This is a genomic window from Paraburkholderia sediminicola, from assembly GCF_046026675.1.
In the GTDB taxonomy this organism is placed as follows: domain Bacteria; phylum Pseudomonadota; class Gammaproteobacteria; order Burkholderiales; family Burkholderiaceae; genus Paraburkholderia; species Paraburkholderia sediminicola_F.
This window is the reverse complement of the sequence record NZ_JAQQEY010000002.1, coordinates 3,813,691-3,831,137: the sequence shown is the minus strand read 5'-3', so window position 1 is coordinate 3,831,137 and position 17,447 is coordinate 3,813,691. Positions and strand designations below refer to the sequence as shown.

Here is a 17,447-nt window from a genome sequence, read left to right as displayed (position 1 = left end):
CATGCAGTCCGTTTCAGTTGCCGATCCTCAAGGGACCCAGAATCCTAAACCTGCTTTGCTTGCCCAGTCTTGCCGACAGTAGAGGACTTCCGTTTACGCTCTGCGCCTTCCGGCGGATCGGCTTGATGAAACATATCGTAAATGGCGTCGACCAGCCAGGCGATTCCCGGATCCGCCGAGAACTGGGCGTGACAAAGGACCTGAATTTCAATGGGTGGCAACGAGAAAGGCAACGGAAGGATGCGGAAGGACTTGTTGCGGTTGAAGCGCTGCGCGATGCTCCTGGGGAAAATGACGGCGAGATCGGTATTCTGAACGATCTCGGGCGCAACGACAAAATGAGGCAGGCGCAGCACGATATCCCGGCGCAGATTCAATTCCTCCAGCCATTGCTCGACCATCCGGTGTCCGGTTGCGTTTGTGCTCGCATAGACGTAGCGCAAGCCCGCGAGGTCTTCCTTGCTTGGCTTTAGTTTGCGCAAAGGGTGACCTGCCCGCACAACGCAAACATGTTCGTCGAAGAATAGCGTCCTGCTCACACACCCTGAATCCAGACCCGGAACGTAACCGAGCGCGAGATCGATTTCACCGCTGCGCATCGCGGCGCTCACGGAGTCGACGGAGACATTCGCGATCTCGATCCGGATGCCGCGTGCAGTACGGTCGAGCATCGAGAGCAGCGGCGGCAGGAAAAAGTACTCCGACATATCCGACATCGACACGCGGAATACGCGCGTCGTAGTAGCGGGGTCGAATTTCGCGAGCTGCTGCACGGCCCCGTTGATGATCTCGAACGCCTGCGTGAGTGGTGCGTGCAAACGCAGTGCCGCATCCGTGGGCACCATGCCGCTGGGTGTGCGCACGAAGAGCGGATCGTCGAACAACCCACGCAGCCGGCGCAGCGCGTGGCTCACCGCAGGTTGAGTGAGCCCGAGGCGTTCGCCCGCGGCGGTCAGGCTGCGTAGATCCGAAATGGCCAGGAACACGCGCAGCAGATTCAAATCCGTAATGCCAGAGTGCGACTTTGTCATGACGTTCGGATCGCGGCAGTGAAGGAGTCTGACGATCGCGCTGCGTCAGACCCTGGCTGTTAAAACGGACGCGCAACTTTCGGTGCGACAGTATCCGGTTCGCAGAGCAGGACGTGACAGCGGCCGACCCGTTAGGGCTATCCGCGTCCGGCTTTACGTCCGCTTCAGGTTACCGTAAATGCTGTGCATAGGGAAATGCGCGGCCGGTCCACTATACGGCGGGAATGCGTCGAAATCCTGCTTCATCTGCGCACGTATCGGCGAGGCCAACGCGGCGGCCAGCGCCGCGGGATCGTCGAAGACAACTTTGTTCCGCTGCATGGCGGTTGCTTGCGGAATATCTAAACCGGTTCGATAGTCGACCCGCGTATAGATTTCCAGCTCACGAATACCGGGTAGCTGCGCCATGAGCGGGGGATGATGCTTCAGATAGTGCGTCAGCCACGCATTGAAATTGTGGGCTTCTCCTTCATAGCCGACGAGATACGTGCATTTTTCAGACGGATTACCGGTGTCGAGGACATTCGGCGTAGCGAATTTTCTCACCGCCATGAGTTGCTGCGCGAATGCAGGGCGGTCCTGGGCGGCGTCTATCGCTTGCTCCACGATCGTGTGTGCCGCACCACCGCGTTGAAGCACGGCTTCAACAGGATCGAGATCGTCGAAATACCACTGCAGCACCCAGCGTGGCTTCAAAGCCAGTTCTTTTGACAGAGGATCGTCATCCGCCGACTCGACAGAGCGATGGATCACGAAGCGCCGCAGTCCTTCCGCGTTCTGGGACGCTGCCTGAATAAGCGATATATCGATGTCGCGCGGCTCCCGATGCATGCCATTGCGGTAGCCGAAAAGAAATAGACAGACTTCCACGTTCACCTCGCAGCACTTGCGACGACGGACTGCGCCGTTGCTTCTGGCCGCACAAGGCGGTGGAACTGCCGACCAAAGTAGATCAGTCCGTCGCCCTCCGATCTGATCGAAATATGCCCGACTTCGACAAACATGACCGAATGCGATCCGACACTCTTGAAGTCGACAATCTCGCCTTCGAGACTTGCAATCGCATGCGAGAGGACCGGCGCCGACTGATGCCCGATCGTCCACGCATGACGTGCAAACCGCTCGTCCATCGGACAGGCCGTCATGCCCGCGAAATCACGCGCGACGTCCTGACATTCCGCAGCCAGCACATTGATGCACACGTTCCGGTTGTGATGCAGAACATCGTGTACGTAACTGGCCTGGTTGATACAAACGAGCATTGTCGGCGGCGCATCTGTCACGGAACAGACTGCGCTTGCGGTAATCCCGCAACGTCCGCTCGGGCCATCCGTGGTGATGATGTTGACGGCCGCGGGCAGGCACGCCATCGCATCGCGGAAACGCCGTTTGGTGTCGTCGATAGTCATGATTGTCCTCTCATCAGGGATACGGCGTTACCGGCGCGATGCCGGCAAACAGCGCGCCCGATGCGTCATAGGTGCCTTCTCCAAGGAACGCATGCTGCGTCACGACAATCGAGTCGCGCACCAATCGCTGCAACCGATTCTCGCGGTAGATCGCCGCGATGCCTGCCAACTGATACGCTTGCATCACGACCTCGGCACACAGTTGTGCGGCGTGAGTCGCACTGAGGCGCATCAGATTGGCCTGGTTCTGTGTCACAGGATCGCCGGCGAGGATTGTCTGCCACGCCGATTCGGCGGACTCGTAGAAGAACGCGCGAGCGCTGCGCCAGTTCGCCTCCGCTTTCGCGAGGCCGGAGCGGTAGTAGCCGCGGTCTGCAAGACGCGGGGCACCGGTGGTGGTTTTAGTCGATCCGGACATGTCGGTCAGCAGGTCAAGCGCTGCACGCGCGAGGCCGATGTTGACGGCGGCATGCACTTGCGCCTGGTACGCAACGGCGGGATAGCGGTAGAGCGGTTCGTCGATCAGCGCCTGGCCGCCGCGAACGAATGTCCATTGCGCGTCGACGAATTTGTCGCGAAGTCGCAGATCATGGCTGCCGGTGCCCTGCATGCCGACGACATTCCAGTTCTCGACGATCTCGACCTCGTGCGCAGGGAATACGGCGGTGAACGGTTTTCCTGCGCCAGTGTCACCCGAATTGGCGGGCGTGCCGCCGATCCCTACGCCGATCCAGTCCGCACCCTTGCAGCCGCTTGCAAATCGCCATTGTCCGCTGACCATGAAGCCACCCGGCACTTTGGCGGCCGGCTGCAACGGATAGAGTCCGCCGGCAAATAACTGGTCCGGTCCTTTTGCATAGATATGCTGCTGCGTTTCGATTGGGAGCGACGCAAGATAGGTGTTCGCCGATCCGAACGCGGCGACCCACGCGGTCGACCCGTCGGCGATTGCGATGCGCTCGAGCATGCGTAGAAACTGCGGCGGCGGCAGCGCATCTCCACCGAAGCGGCGCGGCGTACTTGCCCGAAAGATGCCTGCGCGTTTCATCTTTGCGATCATGTCGCGTGGAACATGCGACAACTGATCGAACTCGTCTCTTCGACGTTCTATTTCCTCGATCAGAACATCGAGGGAAAGGGGACCCGCGTATTCCGGATATGGGTCGGCTTGATCGACGACGCGAGGCTCATAAGCATGCGTCGGAAGGCTGGCACTTTGAAGGCTTTGCATGATGGCAGGGTATAGGAATTGAATAGTCGATCCGTCTGGCGCGGCGGCGCCTCAGCGCTGCCGCTTGACGGTGTTAAGCGCTTTCTTTCGCCTGAAGTCTCAAAGCCTTCGGGAAAGTCTCCGGCGCAAGACAGGTCGCCAGCACGGTGATCAGTCCGAGAACAACCAGGTAAATGACGACTGGCGTGGCGCTACGATAGTGAGCGAGCAGTGCGGTCGCGATCATCGGCGACAGGCCGCCGCCGAGTACCGACGACATCTCTCGGCCGATGCCAAGACCCGAGAAACGTAGATGGACCGGCAACAATTCGCTGATGAAAGCAGGCTGAGCGCCTTCGAGGATGCCCAGTGTGATGCTGTTGGCGAGGACGAGCGCCAGGATGACTTTCCATAGCACACCCGAGCCGAGCAACAGGAAGTAGGGGTAGGCGACCAGCACCATTGCAATCGCGCCGGCGAGATAAACCGGCTTGCGGCCGATTTTGTCCGTCACGTGGCCCATTGCGAGCGAAACGGGGATCATCAACAGCATTGATACCGTCAATCCACCCAGAATCCAGCTCGATGGCAGGCCGACAAACCGGCCGTAGGCAATCGAAAAAGCAAAGAAGATGTACGACGCAGCGCCTTCGCCAAAGCGCAGGCCGAAAACAGTCATCACCTGACGCGGACATTGGCGAAGCACTTCGATAATCGGCATGCGGCTGCCGCGGTGCGCGGCCTTGACCTCGGCGAACTCGGCACTTTCATCTACGGAGCGGCGCATCCACAGTCCGAGCGCGACTAACACCGCGCTGCACAGGAACGGCACGCGCCAGCCCCAGCTTAGAAAGTCGGAAGACGACAGCGTCTGGACGAGCAGGAACGCCACAGTGGAGAGAACGAAGCCGAATGCCGCGCCGCAGGGACTCCACGCAGCGAGTGCACCGCGTTTCGATGCGGGCGCGTTCTCATGAATCAGCAAAATGCTGCCGCTCCACTCCCCACCCGCAGCAAGACCCTGCACGATGCGCAGCAGAACCAGCAAGATGGGGGCCGCGATGCCGATTTGCTGATAGGTCGGCAAGAGACCCATGCAGACGGTCGCGCTGCCCATCATCAACAGCGTCAGCATCATGACCGTCTTACGGCCGTACCGATCCCCGATGTGGCCGCAGAGCACGCCGCCAATTGGACGGGCGATGAAGCCGACCGTAAAGCCGCCGAACGCCGCAATCGTCCCAGTCAGTGGGTCGGTGCCTATGGGGAAGAACAGGTGGCCGAACACCAGCGCGGCGGCGGTTCCATAGAGAAAAAAGTCGTACCACTCGAGAATCTGACCGAGCACTGCGGTCGTCACCGCGCGGCGAACCTTGCTGGTCGGACGTAGGTCGGATAGGGGGGCAAGCGTAGCTGTTGCGTCAGGATTCATGGCATTTCGCAGATCACAGTGTTGGAGATCCCGCCTCTCGACAACACGGATCGGCAGGTACGACGATGCGAACGGGGCAGGCATGTCCGCACAATATGGCCGGGATCAACGACGGTCAAATTCAGGACAAAAATGAACGACATGAATGGCGTGCATGACGAGTCATGCAGATGAATGAAGTCATCCAACGCGGCACATCACTTCTTGCTGCTGGCGTCGACGTCGACCAACGTGATGACTTTGTGGCAAGCTTGCTTCCACATCGAGCCGGACGACCACCCCTCGACCGAACCCTTCGTTGCCACCCAACCACCTGATTGCCGTATGCCTCGACAGCCGAATCCATCGCCGCTCAAACCGCGCAGGGCACCCAGCCAACCCCGTTCCGAACGCATGGTCGCCACCTTGCTCGAAGCGGCCGCACAGGTGCTTGAAACGAAGGGACTCGAAGGGTTCAATACGAACGCGGTCGCGGAACGCGCCGGCGTCAGCATTGGTTCGCTGTATCAGTACTTCCCCAGCAAGGATGCGTTGACGATCGCGCTGATGCAGCGTGAAAACGAACGCTTCTATCGGGATGCCCTGGTTGCCCTCGATCACCCCGGCGGACCGGTCGCGCTCACCCATCTGATCGGCGTCTCAGTGCGGCAGCAATTCGCGAGACCCATGCTTGCACGGCTGCTTGACGTCGAGGAGAGCAGGCCGCAACTGCGCATGGCGCTGGCTAGCACCGGATCGGTGCGCAGCGTGCTATTGGAAGTCCTCGTGCGTGACGGTTTGCCTCCACAAGAGGACGTGGCTGTCGCCGCGAGCGATCTGATGGCGATCGTCCGTGGGCTCGTCGACGCCGCCGGCGAGCGCGAGGAGACAGACACGACTGGACTCACTCGCCGCGTGACGGCCGCCGTATTGGGCTATCTGACGATGATGTCGAGTGCGGGACACAATGACGATTCGTCTGCCGCAGATACGCCGCAACCCGTGAGCAAACGCGAGCAGGCTGTACGCAAGGCGGGTTCGCGCGGGCTGAAACGCCCATAGGACGGGGCTGAGCGGCTGTCGATGCGAACTCGGCGACGCGAGTATTGAACGCGAGCTTTTACTCGTAACATTCTCTGTACGGAACGCAACGAGCGATCCAACTCAACGGAGATCGACATGACCCATATCACCACCACCATGAAGCTCAATCACGTGAGCTTCCCCTCGTCCGATGTGAGCGCCACCGCTACTTTCTTCGAGGCTCATCTAGGCTGTACCGTCGCCGGGCGAGGCGCGAGCTGGCTTCTGAAGCGTCCCGGATTCGACATCGTCATCGATGACGCCGCTGATCATCCGGTCACGTGGCCGCATAACTTTCACATCGGCTTTGAACTGGTGACCCTCGACGATGTTCGCACGCTCTATGATGAGCTGGTTGCAGCAGACGTCGTGATGAAAACCGGCGTGTTCAAACATGAACGCGGCTCGCGATTTTTCTGTGAAGTACCGGGCGGCGTTCTCGTTGAAATCAATACCCGGTCAGATGCCGACGAGAAGTATCGAGGCACTTTCTACCTCTAACATTCTGGGCAACGGGATCGCAGACATTTTTCGTCAGCGACGTGCGCTTGCCATCAGCGCCTGTCGCGCATCACTTCCCAGCAATCGCGATGGTCCATCCGGCTGAGTTTCCGCCGCCGCATCATTTCGCGCCAATAGTGAACGGCGACCAGCAGCACGGCAGCGCTCAACCCACACAGCCCCACAACGATTCCTGTCCACGATTCGGCCACGGAACACTCCTTGACTGTGAAACAGATCAAGCGATACGTGTCATTCGTCGTTCAGGATACGAGCGGCAGCCTTCAGAAACATCTGTCCGTCGTGGGTAATGAGAGGGCGCTGTTGCCCGGAAGGGAGGTTCTCCAGCGTGACGAGCTGACGGTCCAGGAGCGCTTCCAGATCGGCACCGTCCAGACTCAGCCAGTCCGGCGCATCCTTGAGCAGCATGAGGGTCGCGAATTCATGCGGACTGAGCATCTCCGTCTCCTGGCCAATCCTGCTTTGCTGGGAACCTGATCCGTTGGCCTCGCTACGCGAGCAGGATCGATTCGGGGATGGCTACTGCAGGCTGTCACCTTGCGTTCGGGTGACATGTCGCGCGCCATGGCATTCATCTTAATGCTGAGTTGTCCAATAGATCAATATTTGGGAAAAAATTTTTCGGGATTTTTACGGCATCTTCGTGAAGCCGTCGCGGCGCAGCATGGCCTGTTGAGCGGCAATCGCGTGCCGCTTCGCACAACGTGTTCGTTAGCGCACAGACGTGATGCGTGTCACACTGATTCTGTGACCATTCTGGCAGCGCTTCCATATGCCCGCCTGCATACTCGAGGTGAATTCCGGATGCCGGGCGCTGCGATCGAAACCTGAAGGAGACAACCGTTGACCACCTTCCTCCTACGTAACGGCGCACTTCTCGACCCTACCCATCCTGATCTGTTAGAAGGCTTCGAAGTCCTTATCGAGGACGGTTTCGTCCGCGAGGTTTCCGACAAGCCGATAAAGAGCGGCAGCGCGCGCGTGATTGATGTCAAACGAAAAACGATCATGCCGGGGCTGATCGATCTGCATGTGCACGTCGTCGCGATCGAGTTCAACCTGCCGCGCGTGGCGACGCTGCCTAACGTGCTGGTTACGCTGCGCGCTGTGCCGATCATGCGTGCAATGCTGCGCCGTGGCTTCACTACCGTGCGCGACGCGGGGGGTGCCGGGTATCCATTCAAGCAGGCGGTCGAGTCAGGGTTGATCGAAGGTCCGCGCCTCTTTGTATCCGGTCGAGCGTTGAGCCAGACCGGTGGTCACGCCGATCCGCGCGCTCGCTCCGACTACATGCCGCCCGATTCGCCCTGCGGATGCTGCGTGCGTGTGGGTGCGCTTGGCCGCGTGGCGGACGGCGTCGATGAAGTGCGGCGGGCCGTGCGCGAGGAACTGCAGATGGGCGCCGACCAGATCAAGATCATGGCTTCGGGCGGCGTGGCTTCACCGACCGATCCGGTGGGCGCATTCGGTTACTCCGAAGATGAGATTCGCGCGATCGTAGCGGAAGCTCAAGGGCGCGGCACCTATGTGCTCGCGCATGCCTATACGGCTGCAGCGATCGCGCGCGCGGTGCGCTGTGGCGTGCGCACGATCGAACACGGCAATCTGATTGACGATGAGACCGCCCGCCTCGTCGCTGAGCGCGGCGCGTATGTCGTGCCAACCCTTGTTACTTACGACGCCCTTGCAAGCGAAGGCGAGAAATATGGTTTGCCGCCGGAAAGCATTGCCAAGGTCGCGGACGTGCACGGCGCCGGCATGCACTCGATAGAAATCATGAAGCGCGCCGGGGTCAAGATGGGTTTTGGCACGGACTTGCTCGGCGAGGCACAGCGTCTGCAAAGCGATGAATTCCGGATCCTGGCCGAGGTTCTCTCACCAGCCGAGGCGATTGTGAGCGCGACTCTCGTTGGCGCGGAAGTGCTCGGTATGCAGGACAAGCTCGGCAGAATCATGCCGGGTGCCCATGCCGATGTGCTGGTGGTCGATGGCAATCCTCTGAAGTCCGTCGATTGCCTGTTGGGTCAGGGTGAGCATATTCCGCTCGTGATGAAGGATGGCCGGCTCTTCGTCAACGAACTCGAAAGATATTGACCGTAGTACGCTCGTCCGCGGTGCCCCACAGTCCCTATCGGAGCCTGTTCATGACGATGATTTCCGCCCGCATCGAGCGCCTGCCGTTTTCAGCTTTTCACCGCCGTCTGCTATTAATGGGCGGCCTCGGCTACACCTTCGATGCGATGGACGCCGCCGTGCTCGCTTTCCTGCTGCCCGTGTTGCGCACGCAATGGGGGCTGACGAGCGTACAGACGGGCGTACTGGGAAGCGGCACATTCATTGGCTATTTCGTCGGCGCGATGCTGGCGGGCATGCTCGGCGATATCATCGGCCGGCGCAAGGTCATGATGTACGCGCTCGTGATTTACTGTGTCGCGTCGCTTGCCAGTGCACTGGCGAACGACTGGGGATTTTTTCTCGCGACGCGGATTGTCGCCGGCTTGGGAACGGGAGCGGAAAGCGCCATCGTCGCGCCGTTTCTCTCGGAGTTCGTCGCGCGGCGGTATCGCGGGAGTTTCACGGGCAGCCTCGCAGGGTTTTTCTCCTTCGGCTTCGTAGCGGCTGCATTGCTCGGCTATCTGGTGATCCCGCTCGCACCCAATGCATGGCGCGCGGTCATGGTCATCACCGCGCTGCCCATTCTGATGCTGCTCTGGTGGCGTCGCGCGTTGCCCGAGTCGCCACGCTGGCTCGAGGCGCGCGACCGGCACGCGGAGGCCGATGCGATCGTGTCGAGGATGGAAGCGGAGGTCACTCAAGCGGGCATCGTGTTGGAGCCGCTGCCCCCGGTGCGCGACGGGGTCGTTCCGCTCGCAGCCGGACGGGCCTCGATTGTCGCGAATGTCAAGGCGTTGTGGGCGACGAAACTCGCGCGCATCACAGCCATGACGTGGCTGATGTGGCTATCCATCACGTTCAGCTATTACGCTTTTTTCACGTGGATTCCCGGCTTGCTGGTTCAGAACGGAATGACGATCACGCGCAGCTTTTCGTATTCGCTCGTGATTTACCTTGCACAGATCCCGGGATATTTTTCAGGCGCGTGGCTCAACGAGAAGATCGGCCGGCAGGCGACGATCGCGTCATACATGATATTGGGCGGCGTATCGGCGCTTGGGCTTGCGTTGACGCGTACGGATGCCGGCATCATGGTGTCGGGAATCCTGCTGTCGTTCTTCATGAACGGCACCTATGCCGGCGTTTACGCCTATACCCCCGAGGTGTTTCCCACCGACGTGCGCGCAACGGGCACCGGGCTCGCTTCGTCAGTTGGCCGATTGGGTGCGATTGCGGCGCCTATCCTCGTCGGGTACGTCTATCCGAAGCTGGGCTTTGGCGGGGTGTTCGGTGCGACAACGCTTGTGCTGCTGACAGGTGCAATGGCCGTGCTACTCATGGGAGTGCCGACGCGCGGAAGATCGCTCGAGGATATTGCAGCGGGGCAAATCGAACAGTAAGGAAAGTAAGCTGCGGACCCAACCTGGCTACCGCCGTCAGGGCACGCTCCGATGACGCCGCTGTGTCACGCGACTTGAATCCATGAAGCCATGGCGCGCGGTTTTGGCGAACAGGCATTCTTATGACATTATCTCCCAGCACGGACGTGGTGAGCGTTGATGAGCGAACTACGTCGCGTAGCCAGGTAATTAACACGCAGCAGGCGTTTCGCAACAGATACAGCTTCGAGCGCCACATTGTTATCGCGTCATTCTCTCAGAGGCAAAGCCATGAAGTTGACAATCGTCGCACCGCTTTTGATCATTTCGTTACTCGGCACGTCCACTGCCGTCTTTGCGCAGCAGCATGACGACAATCACGGCCACGGCCAGCCTTCGCATGACAGACAGAATCCGGGTCACGGGGACCAACATGGACATGGCCACGGGCCGGCGCCGCACGATGCGTCTTTAGGAGGGCCGGGCGGTCCCGTTCCTCACAACGACTGGCACAAGGGTGAGCGGCTTCCGACGGAGTACCGCGACCGTAATTACGTTGTCGACAACTGGCACGAGCACGGCCTGCAAGCGCCGCCGCGCGGGTATCAGTGGGTCGGCGTGAACGGGGACTATGTACTCGCCGCCATCGCAACGGGTGTCATCGCCAATGTCCTGCTAGCCGGGCACTAGCCAATCGAGCTGGACTCGATTAGTGCCAAATGTCGCGTGCTATGCTTGGACCGGCAAGTATCTCCACGCTACCCAGCTCTATCTGTGTCGACGACGAGGTAAGTGCCATCCAGAACGCCGCACCGGTCGGCGCAAAATCTGAGCCGGACACGACCGCGATCGTTGACCATGGACTATCGTCATCTGCAGCAGCGCAAGAGCCTGCACGGCCGCATTGTGCAGGAGCTCGGCATGGATATCGTCGGCGGCAAGCTACAACCGGGCCAGCGATTGCCTGCTGAGGCCAACTTGTGCGAGCGCTATGGCGTTAGCCGCCCCGTGCTGCGCGAGGCCACCCGTGTGCTCGTGGCGAAAGGGCTGGTCGTGTCGAAAACGCGTGTAGGCAGTGTTGTGAAGCCTCGCGCGGAGTGGCACATGCTTGACCCCGATGTCCTGTTCTGGACGATCAACAGCGTTCCGGAAGGCGAGTTCTTCAGCTCGCTCCTGACCGTGCGCCGCGTTATCGAACCCGCGGCAGCGGCACTCGCCGCCACGGCTGCAACAAGCGACGATCTTGCGCGTATTGCATCGGCTTACGATCAGATGGAGCGCGCGGAAACGGCAAGCGCGTTACTGGATCCTGACCTCGAGTTTCACCGCGCCATCATGGCGGCCACTCACAACGACCTGTTGGCCTATATCGGCAACATGCTGTCGCTTGCCCTGACGGAATCGATCAAGCTGACGAGTCGTCATCCCGACACACACGCGCTTTCGTTGCCGCGGCACAAGGCGATTCTCACTGCAATCCAGAGTCGCGACCCGTTGGGCGCGCGGCATGCAAGTCTGGTCCAGCTCGACAATGCGCGCGCGGACGCGGAGCGCGTTCTGGAAACCGGCAGCCAGTTTCAAACAGAACCCTGATACGAGCTTGTCGGCTCAGCCAAACCATTGAGCGAGGCGTTTCGTTCTTCCTGTCTCTTTCCTTCCAGATGCTAACTGGATAGTAATACTATTAAAGTGGCGTATCGTGCAGATCATTTCGACAACGCACGACCTGCGGCTGGCGGGCCAGCCCTTTGCTGTCATCGTGTTGCGCAGCACGGCGGGACGCGAATACAGAGCACCACGCTGCACCGCAAAAATTTAATTAGTCGGACTAGTTAAGGGTATACATCGATTAGTAGGCAAAAGAGCGTGATATAGCATTTTCTGGAGGGTAGTCATGCGTACGCGCGTGCACGTGGGTTTCATGAAAGGAATGATTCCCGGCTCCGGTGCTGTTCTTGCCGGGGCTTTTCCTGCTTGCGCCGTCATGGACATTGAAGTGTTCAACAACTGAGAGACGGGAGACTGAGATGACGCAAGCGAAGGAAGGCAAGGACCAAAAGGACGAACGGGACGAAGTGCAAGGCATGCGTCGCGGATTGCTGCAGGGCGCGGGCCTGTCCGCAGCACTGGCGCTAATGGGTGGAATGATCACGCCGGCGCAGGCGGCTGAAGCCGGATCGTTCCCGGCGCATAAACGGTGGAAGATCGTATTCGTCAACCACGTCACAACGAATCCGTTCTTCGTTCCCACGCAATACGGCATTCAGGATGCGACCGCGTTGCTGGGCATGGACTATCAATGGACCGGCTCGGCCAATGCCGACATCGGCGAAATGGTGAACGCGGTCAACGCGGCGATTGCCGGGAAAGCTGACGCAATCGCTGTACCGATCGTCGATCCCAAGGCGTTCGACAAACCCATCCAGGCCGCGCTCGACGCCGGCATTCCCGTATTCGCCTATAACGCCGATGCGCCCTCGGGTTCGACGAATCCTCGCCTTGCCTATATCGGCCAGGATCTTTATCTGTCTGGCTACCAGATGGGCGAGCGAATCGTAAGCCTCATCGACAGCGGCCTCGTCGCGCTCTTTATCGCCACGCCTGGCCAACTCAACATTCAGCCCCGGCTTGACGGCGCAGCGGCTGCAATCAAGAAATCGGGCAAGAAGATCGACGTGCAGACCATCGCGACGGGAGCGACCGTCAACGAAGAACTATCGAAGATCAAATCCTTCTTTCTCGGCCACCAGGATCTCAAAGGCATGTTTGCTGTGGATGCGGGCAGCACCCAGGGCGTTGCCGAGGTGATGAAAGAATCCAACCTGCCCGGCAAAGGTGTGCACGGCGGCGGCTTTGATCTGTTGCCGCGCACGGTCGATCTGATCCACGAAGGTTTCCTGGACTTCACGATCGACCAGCAACCCTATGTACAGGGTTTTTATACGGTGCTGGAGGCCTTCATCTTTCTTTCGTCCGGCGGACTCGTTGGGCCGGCCAATATCAACACCGGTCTGAAATTCGTCACCAAGGGCACTGTCGATCCTTACCTGAACACCTCGACGCGCTATGAAGGCAAAAGCACGAAAGCCCAGATCGTGCCACGCACAGGCGCGATCAAAGGGTGAGCTCTGCCGTGCCGAATCAACCACCCGCTAAACGTCCGAGGCGCTGGTCAAGCGCGCTCGGGCGTTCCAGCGAGATTCGCATCCTTGCCGTCGCGCTCATCCTTTGCATCTACTTCGAGACAGTCAACCATGACTTCCTGCTGACTGGCGCGAGTCTGCAGAATCTCTCGCAGTTCATCGCCCCGGTGGCGATCATTGCCTTTGGTGAAATCATGCTGATGATCGGGGGGGAGATCGATCTTTCCGCCGGGATGGTTTTTGCGTTTGCGCCTTTCATCATGCATTTTTCTCTCGAGGCAGGCCTGCCGGCATGGCTTGCGATGTTCACCGGCGTTATTGCGGCGGGCCTCGTCGGGCTCATTAACGGGGCAGTGACGGTCTATCTGCGCATCCCATCTTTTGTGACGACGCTCGGTACGTTGTTCTTCGTGAACGGTCTCACGCTGACGATATCGCGGGGCACACCGGTTTCGCCACCGGAGGATTCCGTATTTGCCGCGGTCATGGGGGGATGGGGATACAGCGAGATCATCTGGACGCTTGCCATTGCCGCGATCATGCACGTGCTGCTTCGTCATACACGCTGGGGTTTGCATACGATCGCGTCGGGCGCGAATCCGCTGGGTGCGAGCGAAGCAGGGATACAGGTCAGGCGGCTGAAGCTCGGCAACTTTATTCTTGCCGCGTTACTCGCTGGCTTGACCGGAATTCTGGAGGGTTTTCGTATCACGTCGATCGATCCGCAAGCGGGCGGTAATCAGATCATGTTTCTTGCCGTTGCCGCAGCCGTGATTGGCGGCACGCCGCTCGCCGGTGGGTCGGGCACGATCATCGGTGGGCTGATCGGCGCGGCGGTGCTTGGCATTCTCAACGACGGCTTCACGCTGATCGGCATCAACGCCTTCACCTTCAACATGATTCTCGGCGCGGCGATTCTCGGGGCCATGATCTTCAACATCCACGTGGTTCGTCTCGCGCGCAAAGGGGAGTTGTGATGGCCGAGGTGCTGGAGGCGCTGCGCGGAGAAGATATTGTCAAGCGCTTCGGCGCGGTCACCGCGCTCGACGGCGTGTCGCTGACGCTAAGACAAGGCGAGATCCTTGGCGTGCTGGGCGACAATGGCGCGGGCAAATCGACCTTGATCAAGATTCTGACCGGGTTTCATCAGCAGACCAGCGGCAAGCTTTTTGTAGACGGCGAGGAAACCATGCTTCGCTCGGTCGATCACGCCCGTTCACTCGGCATTGAATGCGTCTACCAGGATCTCGCGCTCGCCAATTCACTGAGCATCTATCACAACATGTTTCTGAATCGGGAAATCATACGTCGAGGCCCGTTTCGGTTGCTGAACAATCGCGCCATGCGTGAGCGCGCCGCGGAGTGTCTTGAAGAGATCGGCGTGCACGTGCCTTCGGTCGACCTGCCTGTCGAGCAGCTTTCCGGCGGGCAGCGGCAGGCTATCGCAGTCGCGCGCGCGGTCAATTCGAATGCCAGGATATTGCTGCTTGACGAGCCGCTCGCTGCAATGGGCGCCCGCGAGGCCGGACTGATCATCGACCTGATCCTTCGACTCAAGAATAAAGGGGACCTGTCCATCATCATGATCATGCACAACTACGCGCAGACGCTCGACATCGCGGACCGCGTGATGCTGATGCAGCGCGGACGTGTCACTTACCAGCGCGAAGCAGCCAGCACGTCCGTCGAGGAGCTGATGGATATCGTGCGACGCGAATATCGGGCGATGCGGGCAGCGACAAACTGACACCGGGCAGCTACGAGTGCGAACGCACGGTATGCCCCTTTGCGCAAAAGTGATTTCGATTTCCGGCACTTCTGAGGCCAGTGGCCCGCACCTATAGTCAGGTCAGCTTTCGGACGCTAACCCCAACTTCATGAGGGGACCCGGACGAAGCCCGCCCACCTAAGGAGCAGACCATGTTGACCAGAACGTCCCCGGCGCTTCTCGCCGAACCCGCTGCTGCGACCCTGGACGCGCAATACTTCGAGTACACGTCGTCCGCCAATCCGATCGGCGCGAAGCTTATCTCGCGCGTGCCTTTTCGTAATTTCCCGCCTTCGCTGTACGCGGATGGCGCAACGCGAGTTGTGCCGCTCGACCTCTCCGCGGAGCTGGGTTGCCCCGGCCCCGCGACCGGCCCCGGCTTGAGCGCCAATTTCCTGCGCATCAACGCAGGCGACGCATTGACGCTTGCCCCGAACGCGACCTCGCAGGTCTGCTACGTCATTAGCGGGACCGGCAGCGTGACGCAGGCCGAGACCTGCTTCCGATTCGCGCAGGGCGATTTCTTCACCCTGCCAGGTGGCGATGCCGCTGTGCTATTCGCCGACGCGACGGCCACGCTCTATTACGTCAACGACGCGCCGCTGCTCACCTATCTCGGCACTACCGGCGCCCGCGCGCGTTTCGCGCCGACGCTCTATCCGGCCGCCCAGGCGCAGGCGGAATTACGCAAGGTTTCGGAAGAGGCCAATGCAGGTCACCGCAACCGCATCAGCGTGCTGATGGGCAACGCCAACTTCCCGCAGACGCGAACGGTCACGCATGTGTTGTGGGCCATGTTCGGCATTGTTCCGCCCAACTCGATCCAGAAGCCGCACCGTCACCAGTCGATTGCACTCGACTTCATCGCCGGGGGCAGCCCAGGCGTCTATACGCTGGTGGGTACTGAACTGGACGAGAACGGCAATATCGCGAATCCGACGCGCGTCGATTGGGAAGCCGGGATGGCGTTTGTTACGCCGCCGGGATACTGGCATGCGCATTTCAATGAAACGAACGAAAACGCTTATGTGATTCCGATCCAGGATGCCGGCTTGCAGACCTGGCTGCGCACGCTGGACATCCGCTTTGCCCGTTAAGGCTTAAGCGCTAATGCGAGGTCGTCGTCCCAGTACGGCGGCTCGCCAAACATCTCGGCGTAGAAATCCACGAACGCGCGTACCTTCGACGATACGATTTTCTTCGGCGGGTAGACGGCCCAGACCGCTGGTTCGGCTCGTCCCGTGCGTGCTTCCCATTCAGGCAGCACGTGCTGCAGGTGCCCTTCGCGCAGGGCCTTAGATGCGAGCCACGTCGGCAGAAGAGCCAGGCCGCAGCCGGCCACAGCGAGTTCCAACACGGCTTCGGAGTCGTCTGCGCGCAAGCGCCCTTGCAATTCCACCTGCACCTGGACCTGTTCCGGCGACGCCTGTGCATCCGCGACGCGCGTGAAAGACCATTTATCGTCCGGCAGCAGGGACAAGCGAAGCGTATCGTGCGCGGTCAGATCTTCAGGGACATGAGGCATCCCGCTGCGCTGGAAATATGCCGGGCTGCCGCAGACGATACGCCGATGCGGCGCAATGCGTTTAGCCATTAACGAAGAGTCGGGCAACACCCCGATACGGATCGCCACATCAATGCCGACTTCGATCATGTTGAGCGTTTCATCGGTCGACACGATATCGAGGTCGATGTCGGGGTATCGCGTCATGAATGCCGGCAGATGCGGCACGATATGCCGGCGCCCGAATGCCGAGGGCATCGTGACGCGCAGCACGCCTTGCGGCGTGAGATTCAGTGATGACGTAACCTGGCGTGCGTCATCGAGCGCCTGCAGGGCAATCATGGCGTGTTCGCGAAACAGTCTGCCGCCTTCTGTCAGGACGAGCCCCCGCGTCGACCGGTTGAACAGGGCAATGCCCAGATCCTTTTCGAGCTCGCTCACGTAGCGCGAGATGGTCGAGGTCTTGACTGCCATTTCATGGGCTGTCTTGCTGAAACTCAGCAGCTCTGCAGCGTTAATGAAGGCCCGTACCGCGGCAAAATAATCCATGGCTATATTTCCTGCATGAAACAACGGACGAGTTGTGGCAAGTACAAAATTCGCGCTCAAAAAAATGCCAGACGACTGATTGTCAACGATCGACGTGCGTGTGTCGCTGTGAGTGTCGAAGGATAACCCCTTAATTTTCTCTCTTGCAGCAAGAAGCGGAGGGCTGCTGAAGCGAACATGACACCAATGTAATGTGAGCGTCAGCGTGCATCCATCTTCGCCGTACAGAATAAGGAACACTCACTCACGTTTTACGAGGTGGTGAGATCGGAGGCTTCAGTCACAGTGGCGTGAAGCTGACCAAACTTAATTTCGGGAGAAAT

General features: G+C 59.8%; 18 protein-coding genes. 10 read left to right on the top strand and 8 right to left on the bottom strand.

Annotation, left to right across the window (positions count from 1 at the left end):
* Positions 1 to 44 precede the first annotated feature (44 nt).
* The 5 genes from PQQ86_RS36860 to PQQ86_RS36840 form a co-directional block, all read right to left on the bottom strand.
* Positions 45 to 1,031 (bottom strand): LysR family transcriptional regulator, encoded by a 987-nt coding sequence (locus PQQ86_RS36860; protein WP_408278669.1) that lies wholly within the window; start codon positions 1,029 to 1,031, stop codon positions 45 to 47.
* 153 nt (positions 1,032 to 1,184) lie between these two features.
* Positions 1,185 to 1,901 carry an EthD family reductase gene (locus PQQ86_RS36855; protein WP_408279444.1) on the bottom strand — a complete coding sequence of 239 codons (717 nt, stop codon included), beginning with the start codon at positions 1,899 to 1,901 and terminating at the stop codon, positions 1,185 to 1,187.
* 2 nt (positions 1,902 to 1,903) lie between these two features.
* Entirely contained in the window at positions 1,904 to 2,440 is a 537-nt protein-coding gene (gene hpaC / locus PQQ86_RS36850; RefSeq protein WP_408278667.1) for a 4-hydroxyphenylacetate 3-monooxygenase, reductase component, read from the bottom strand.
* Positions 2,441 to 2,453: 13 nt separating this feature from the next.
* The gene (locus tag PQQ86_RS36845; protein ID WP_408278664.1) at positions 2,454 to 3,671 is read right to left on the bottom strand and encodes an acyl-CoA dehydrogenase family protein; all 1,218 of its coding nucleotides are present in this window, start codon (positions 3,669 to 3,671) and stop codon (positions 2,454 to 2,456) included.
* Positions 3,672 to 3,744: 73 nt separating this feature from the next.
* Complete coding sequence (locus PQQ86_RS36840) at positions 3,745 to 5,082, bottom strand: MFS transporter (RefSeq protein ID WP_408278662.1); 1,338 nt, start codon at positions 5,080 to 5,082, stop codon at positions 3,745 to 3,747.
* A gap of 174 nt (positions 5,083 to 5,256) precedes the next feature.
* On the opposite strand from PQQ86_RS36840, the gene PQQ86_RS36835 reads away from it, so the two are divergent.
* Together PQQ86_RS36835 and PQQ86_RS36830 are read left to right on the top strand one after the other, a co-directional pair.
* A complete protein-coding gene (locus PQQ86_RS36835; RefSeq protein ID WP_408278659.1) occupies positions 5,257 to 6,123 on the top strand; it encodes a TetR/AcrR family transcriptional regulator in 867 nt (288 codons plus the stop codon).
* 117 nt (positions 6,124 to 6,240) lie between these two features.
* Complete coding sequence (locus PQQ86_RS36830; RefSeq protein ID WP_408278656.1) at positions 6,241 to 6,645, top strand: VOC family protein; 405 nt, start codon at positions 6,241 to 6,243, stop codon at positions 6,643 to 6,645.
* A 53-nt stretch (positions 6,646 to 6,698) separates the two neighbouring features.
* On the opposite strand, the gene PQQ86_RS36825 is transcribed toward PQQ86_RS36830, so the two are convergent.
* Complete coding sequence (locus tag PQQ86_RS36825; RefSeq protein WP_408278653.1) at positions 6,699 to 6,857, bottom strand: hypothetical protein; 159 nt, start codon at positions 6,855 to 6,857, stop codon at positions 6,699 to 6,701.
* Between the two features lie 40 nt (positions 6,858 to 6,897).
* Complete coding sequence (locus PQQ86_RS36820; protein ID WP_054034863.1) at positions 6,898 to 7,104, bottom strand: hypothetical protein; 207 nt, start codon at positions 7,102 to 7,104, stop codon at positions 6,898 to 6,900.
* 405 nt (positions 7,105 to 7,509) lie between these two features.
* Here PQQ86_RS36820 and PQQ86_RS36815 point away from each other — a divergent pair, with 405 nt between their 5' ends.
* The 8 genes from PQQ86_RS36815 (at position 7,510) to PQQ86_RS36780 (ending at position 16,168) form a co-directional block, all read left to right on the top strand.
* Entirely contained in the window at positions 7,510 to 8,760 is a 1,251-nt protein-coding gene (locus PQQ86_RS36815) for a metal-dependent hydrolase family protein (RefSeq protein ID WP_408278650.1), read from the top strand.
* Between the two features lie 50 nt (positions 8,761 to 8,810).
* Positions 8,811 to 10,181: an MFS transporter gene (locus tag PQQ86_RS36810; protein ID WP_408278644.1), complete on the top strand. Its 1,371-nt coding sequence runs from the start codon at positions 8,811 to 8,813 to the stop codon at positions 10,179 to 10,181.
* A 270-nt stretch (positions 10,182 to 10,451) separates the two neighbouring features.
* Positions 10,452 to 10,850 (top strand): RcnB family protein, encoded by a 399-nt coding sequence (locus PQQ86_RS36805; protein WP_408278641.1) that lies wholly within the window; start codon positions 10,452 to 10,454, stop codon positions 10,848 to 10,850.
* Positions 10,851 to 11,018: 168 nt separating this feature from the next.
* Positions 11,019 to 11,753 carry a FadR/GntR family transcriptional regulator gene (locus PQQ86_RS36800; protein WP_408278638.1) on the top strand — a complete coding sequence of 245 codons (735 nt, stop codon included), beginning with the start codon at positions 11,019 to 11,021 and terminating at the stop codon, positions 11,751 to 11,753.
* A 434-nt stretch (positions 11,754 to 12,187) separates the two neighbouring features.
* Positions 12,188 to 13,285 (top strand): sugar ABC transporter substrate-binding protein, encoded by a 1,098-nt coding sequence (locus PQQ86_RS36795; RefSeq protein WP_408278634.1) that lies wholly within the window; start codon positions 12,188 to 12,190, stop codon positions 13,283 to 13,285.
* Between the two features lie 8 nt (positions 13,286 to 13,293).
* Entirely contained in the window at positions 13,294 to 14,280 is a 987-nt protein-coding gene (locus PQQ86_RS36790; RefSeq protein ID WP_408278631.1) for an ABC transporter permease, read from the top strand.
* On the top strand, positions 14,280 to 15,050 hold the full coding sequence (locus PQQ86_RS36785) for an ATP-binding cassette domain-containing protein (RefSeq protein ID WP_408278628.1): 771 nt from the start codon (positions 14,280 to 14,282) through the stop codon (positions 15,048 to 15,050). Before PQQ86_RS36790 ends, PQQ86_RS36785 begins: the two co-directional genes overlap by 1 nt.
* A gap of 173 nt (positions 15,051 to 15,223) precedes the next feature.
* On the top strand, positions 15,224 to 16,168 hold the full coding sequence (locus PQQ86_RS36780) for a cupin domain-containing protein (protein ID WP_408278625.1): 945 nt from the start codon (positions 15,224 to 15,226) through the stop codon (positions 16,166 to 16,168).
* Here PQQ86_RS36780 and PQQ86_RS36775 read toward each other — a convergent pair.
* Entirely contained in the window at positions 16,165 to 17,364 is a 1,200-nt protein-coding gene (locus tag PQQ86_RS36775) for a LysR family transcriptional regulator (RefSeq protein ID WP_408278622.1), read from the bottom strand. The genes PQQ86_RS36780 and PQQ86_RS36775 overlap by 4 nt on opposite strands.
* Positions 17,365 to 17,447 lie beyond the last annotated feature (83 nt).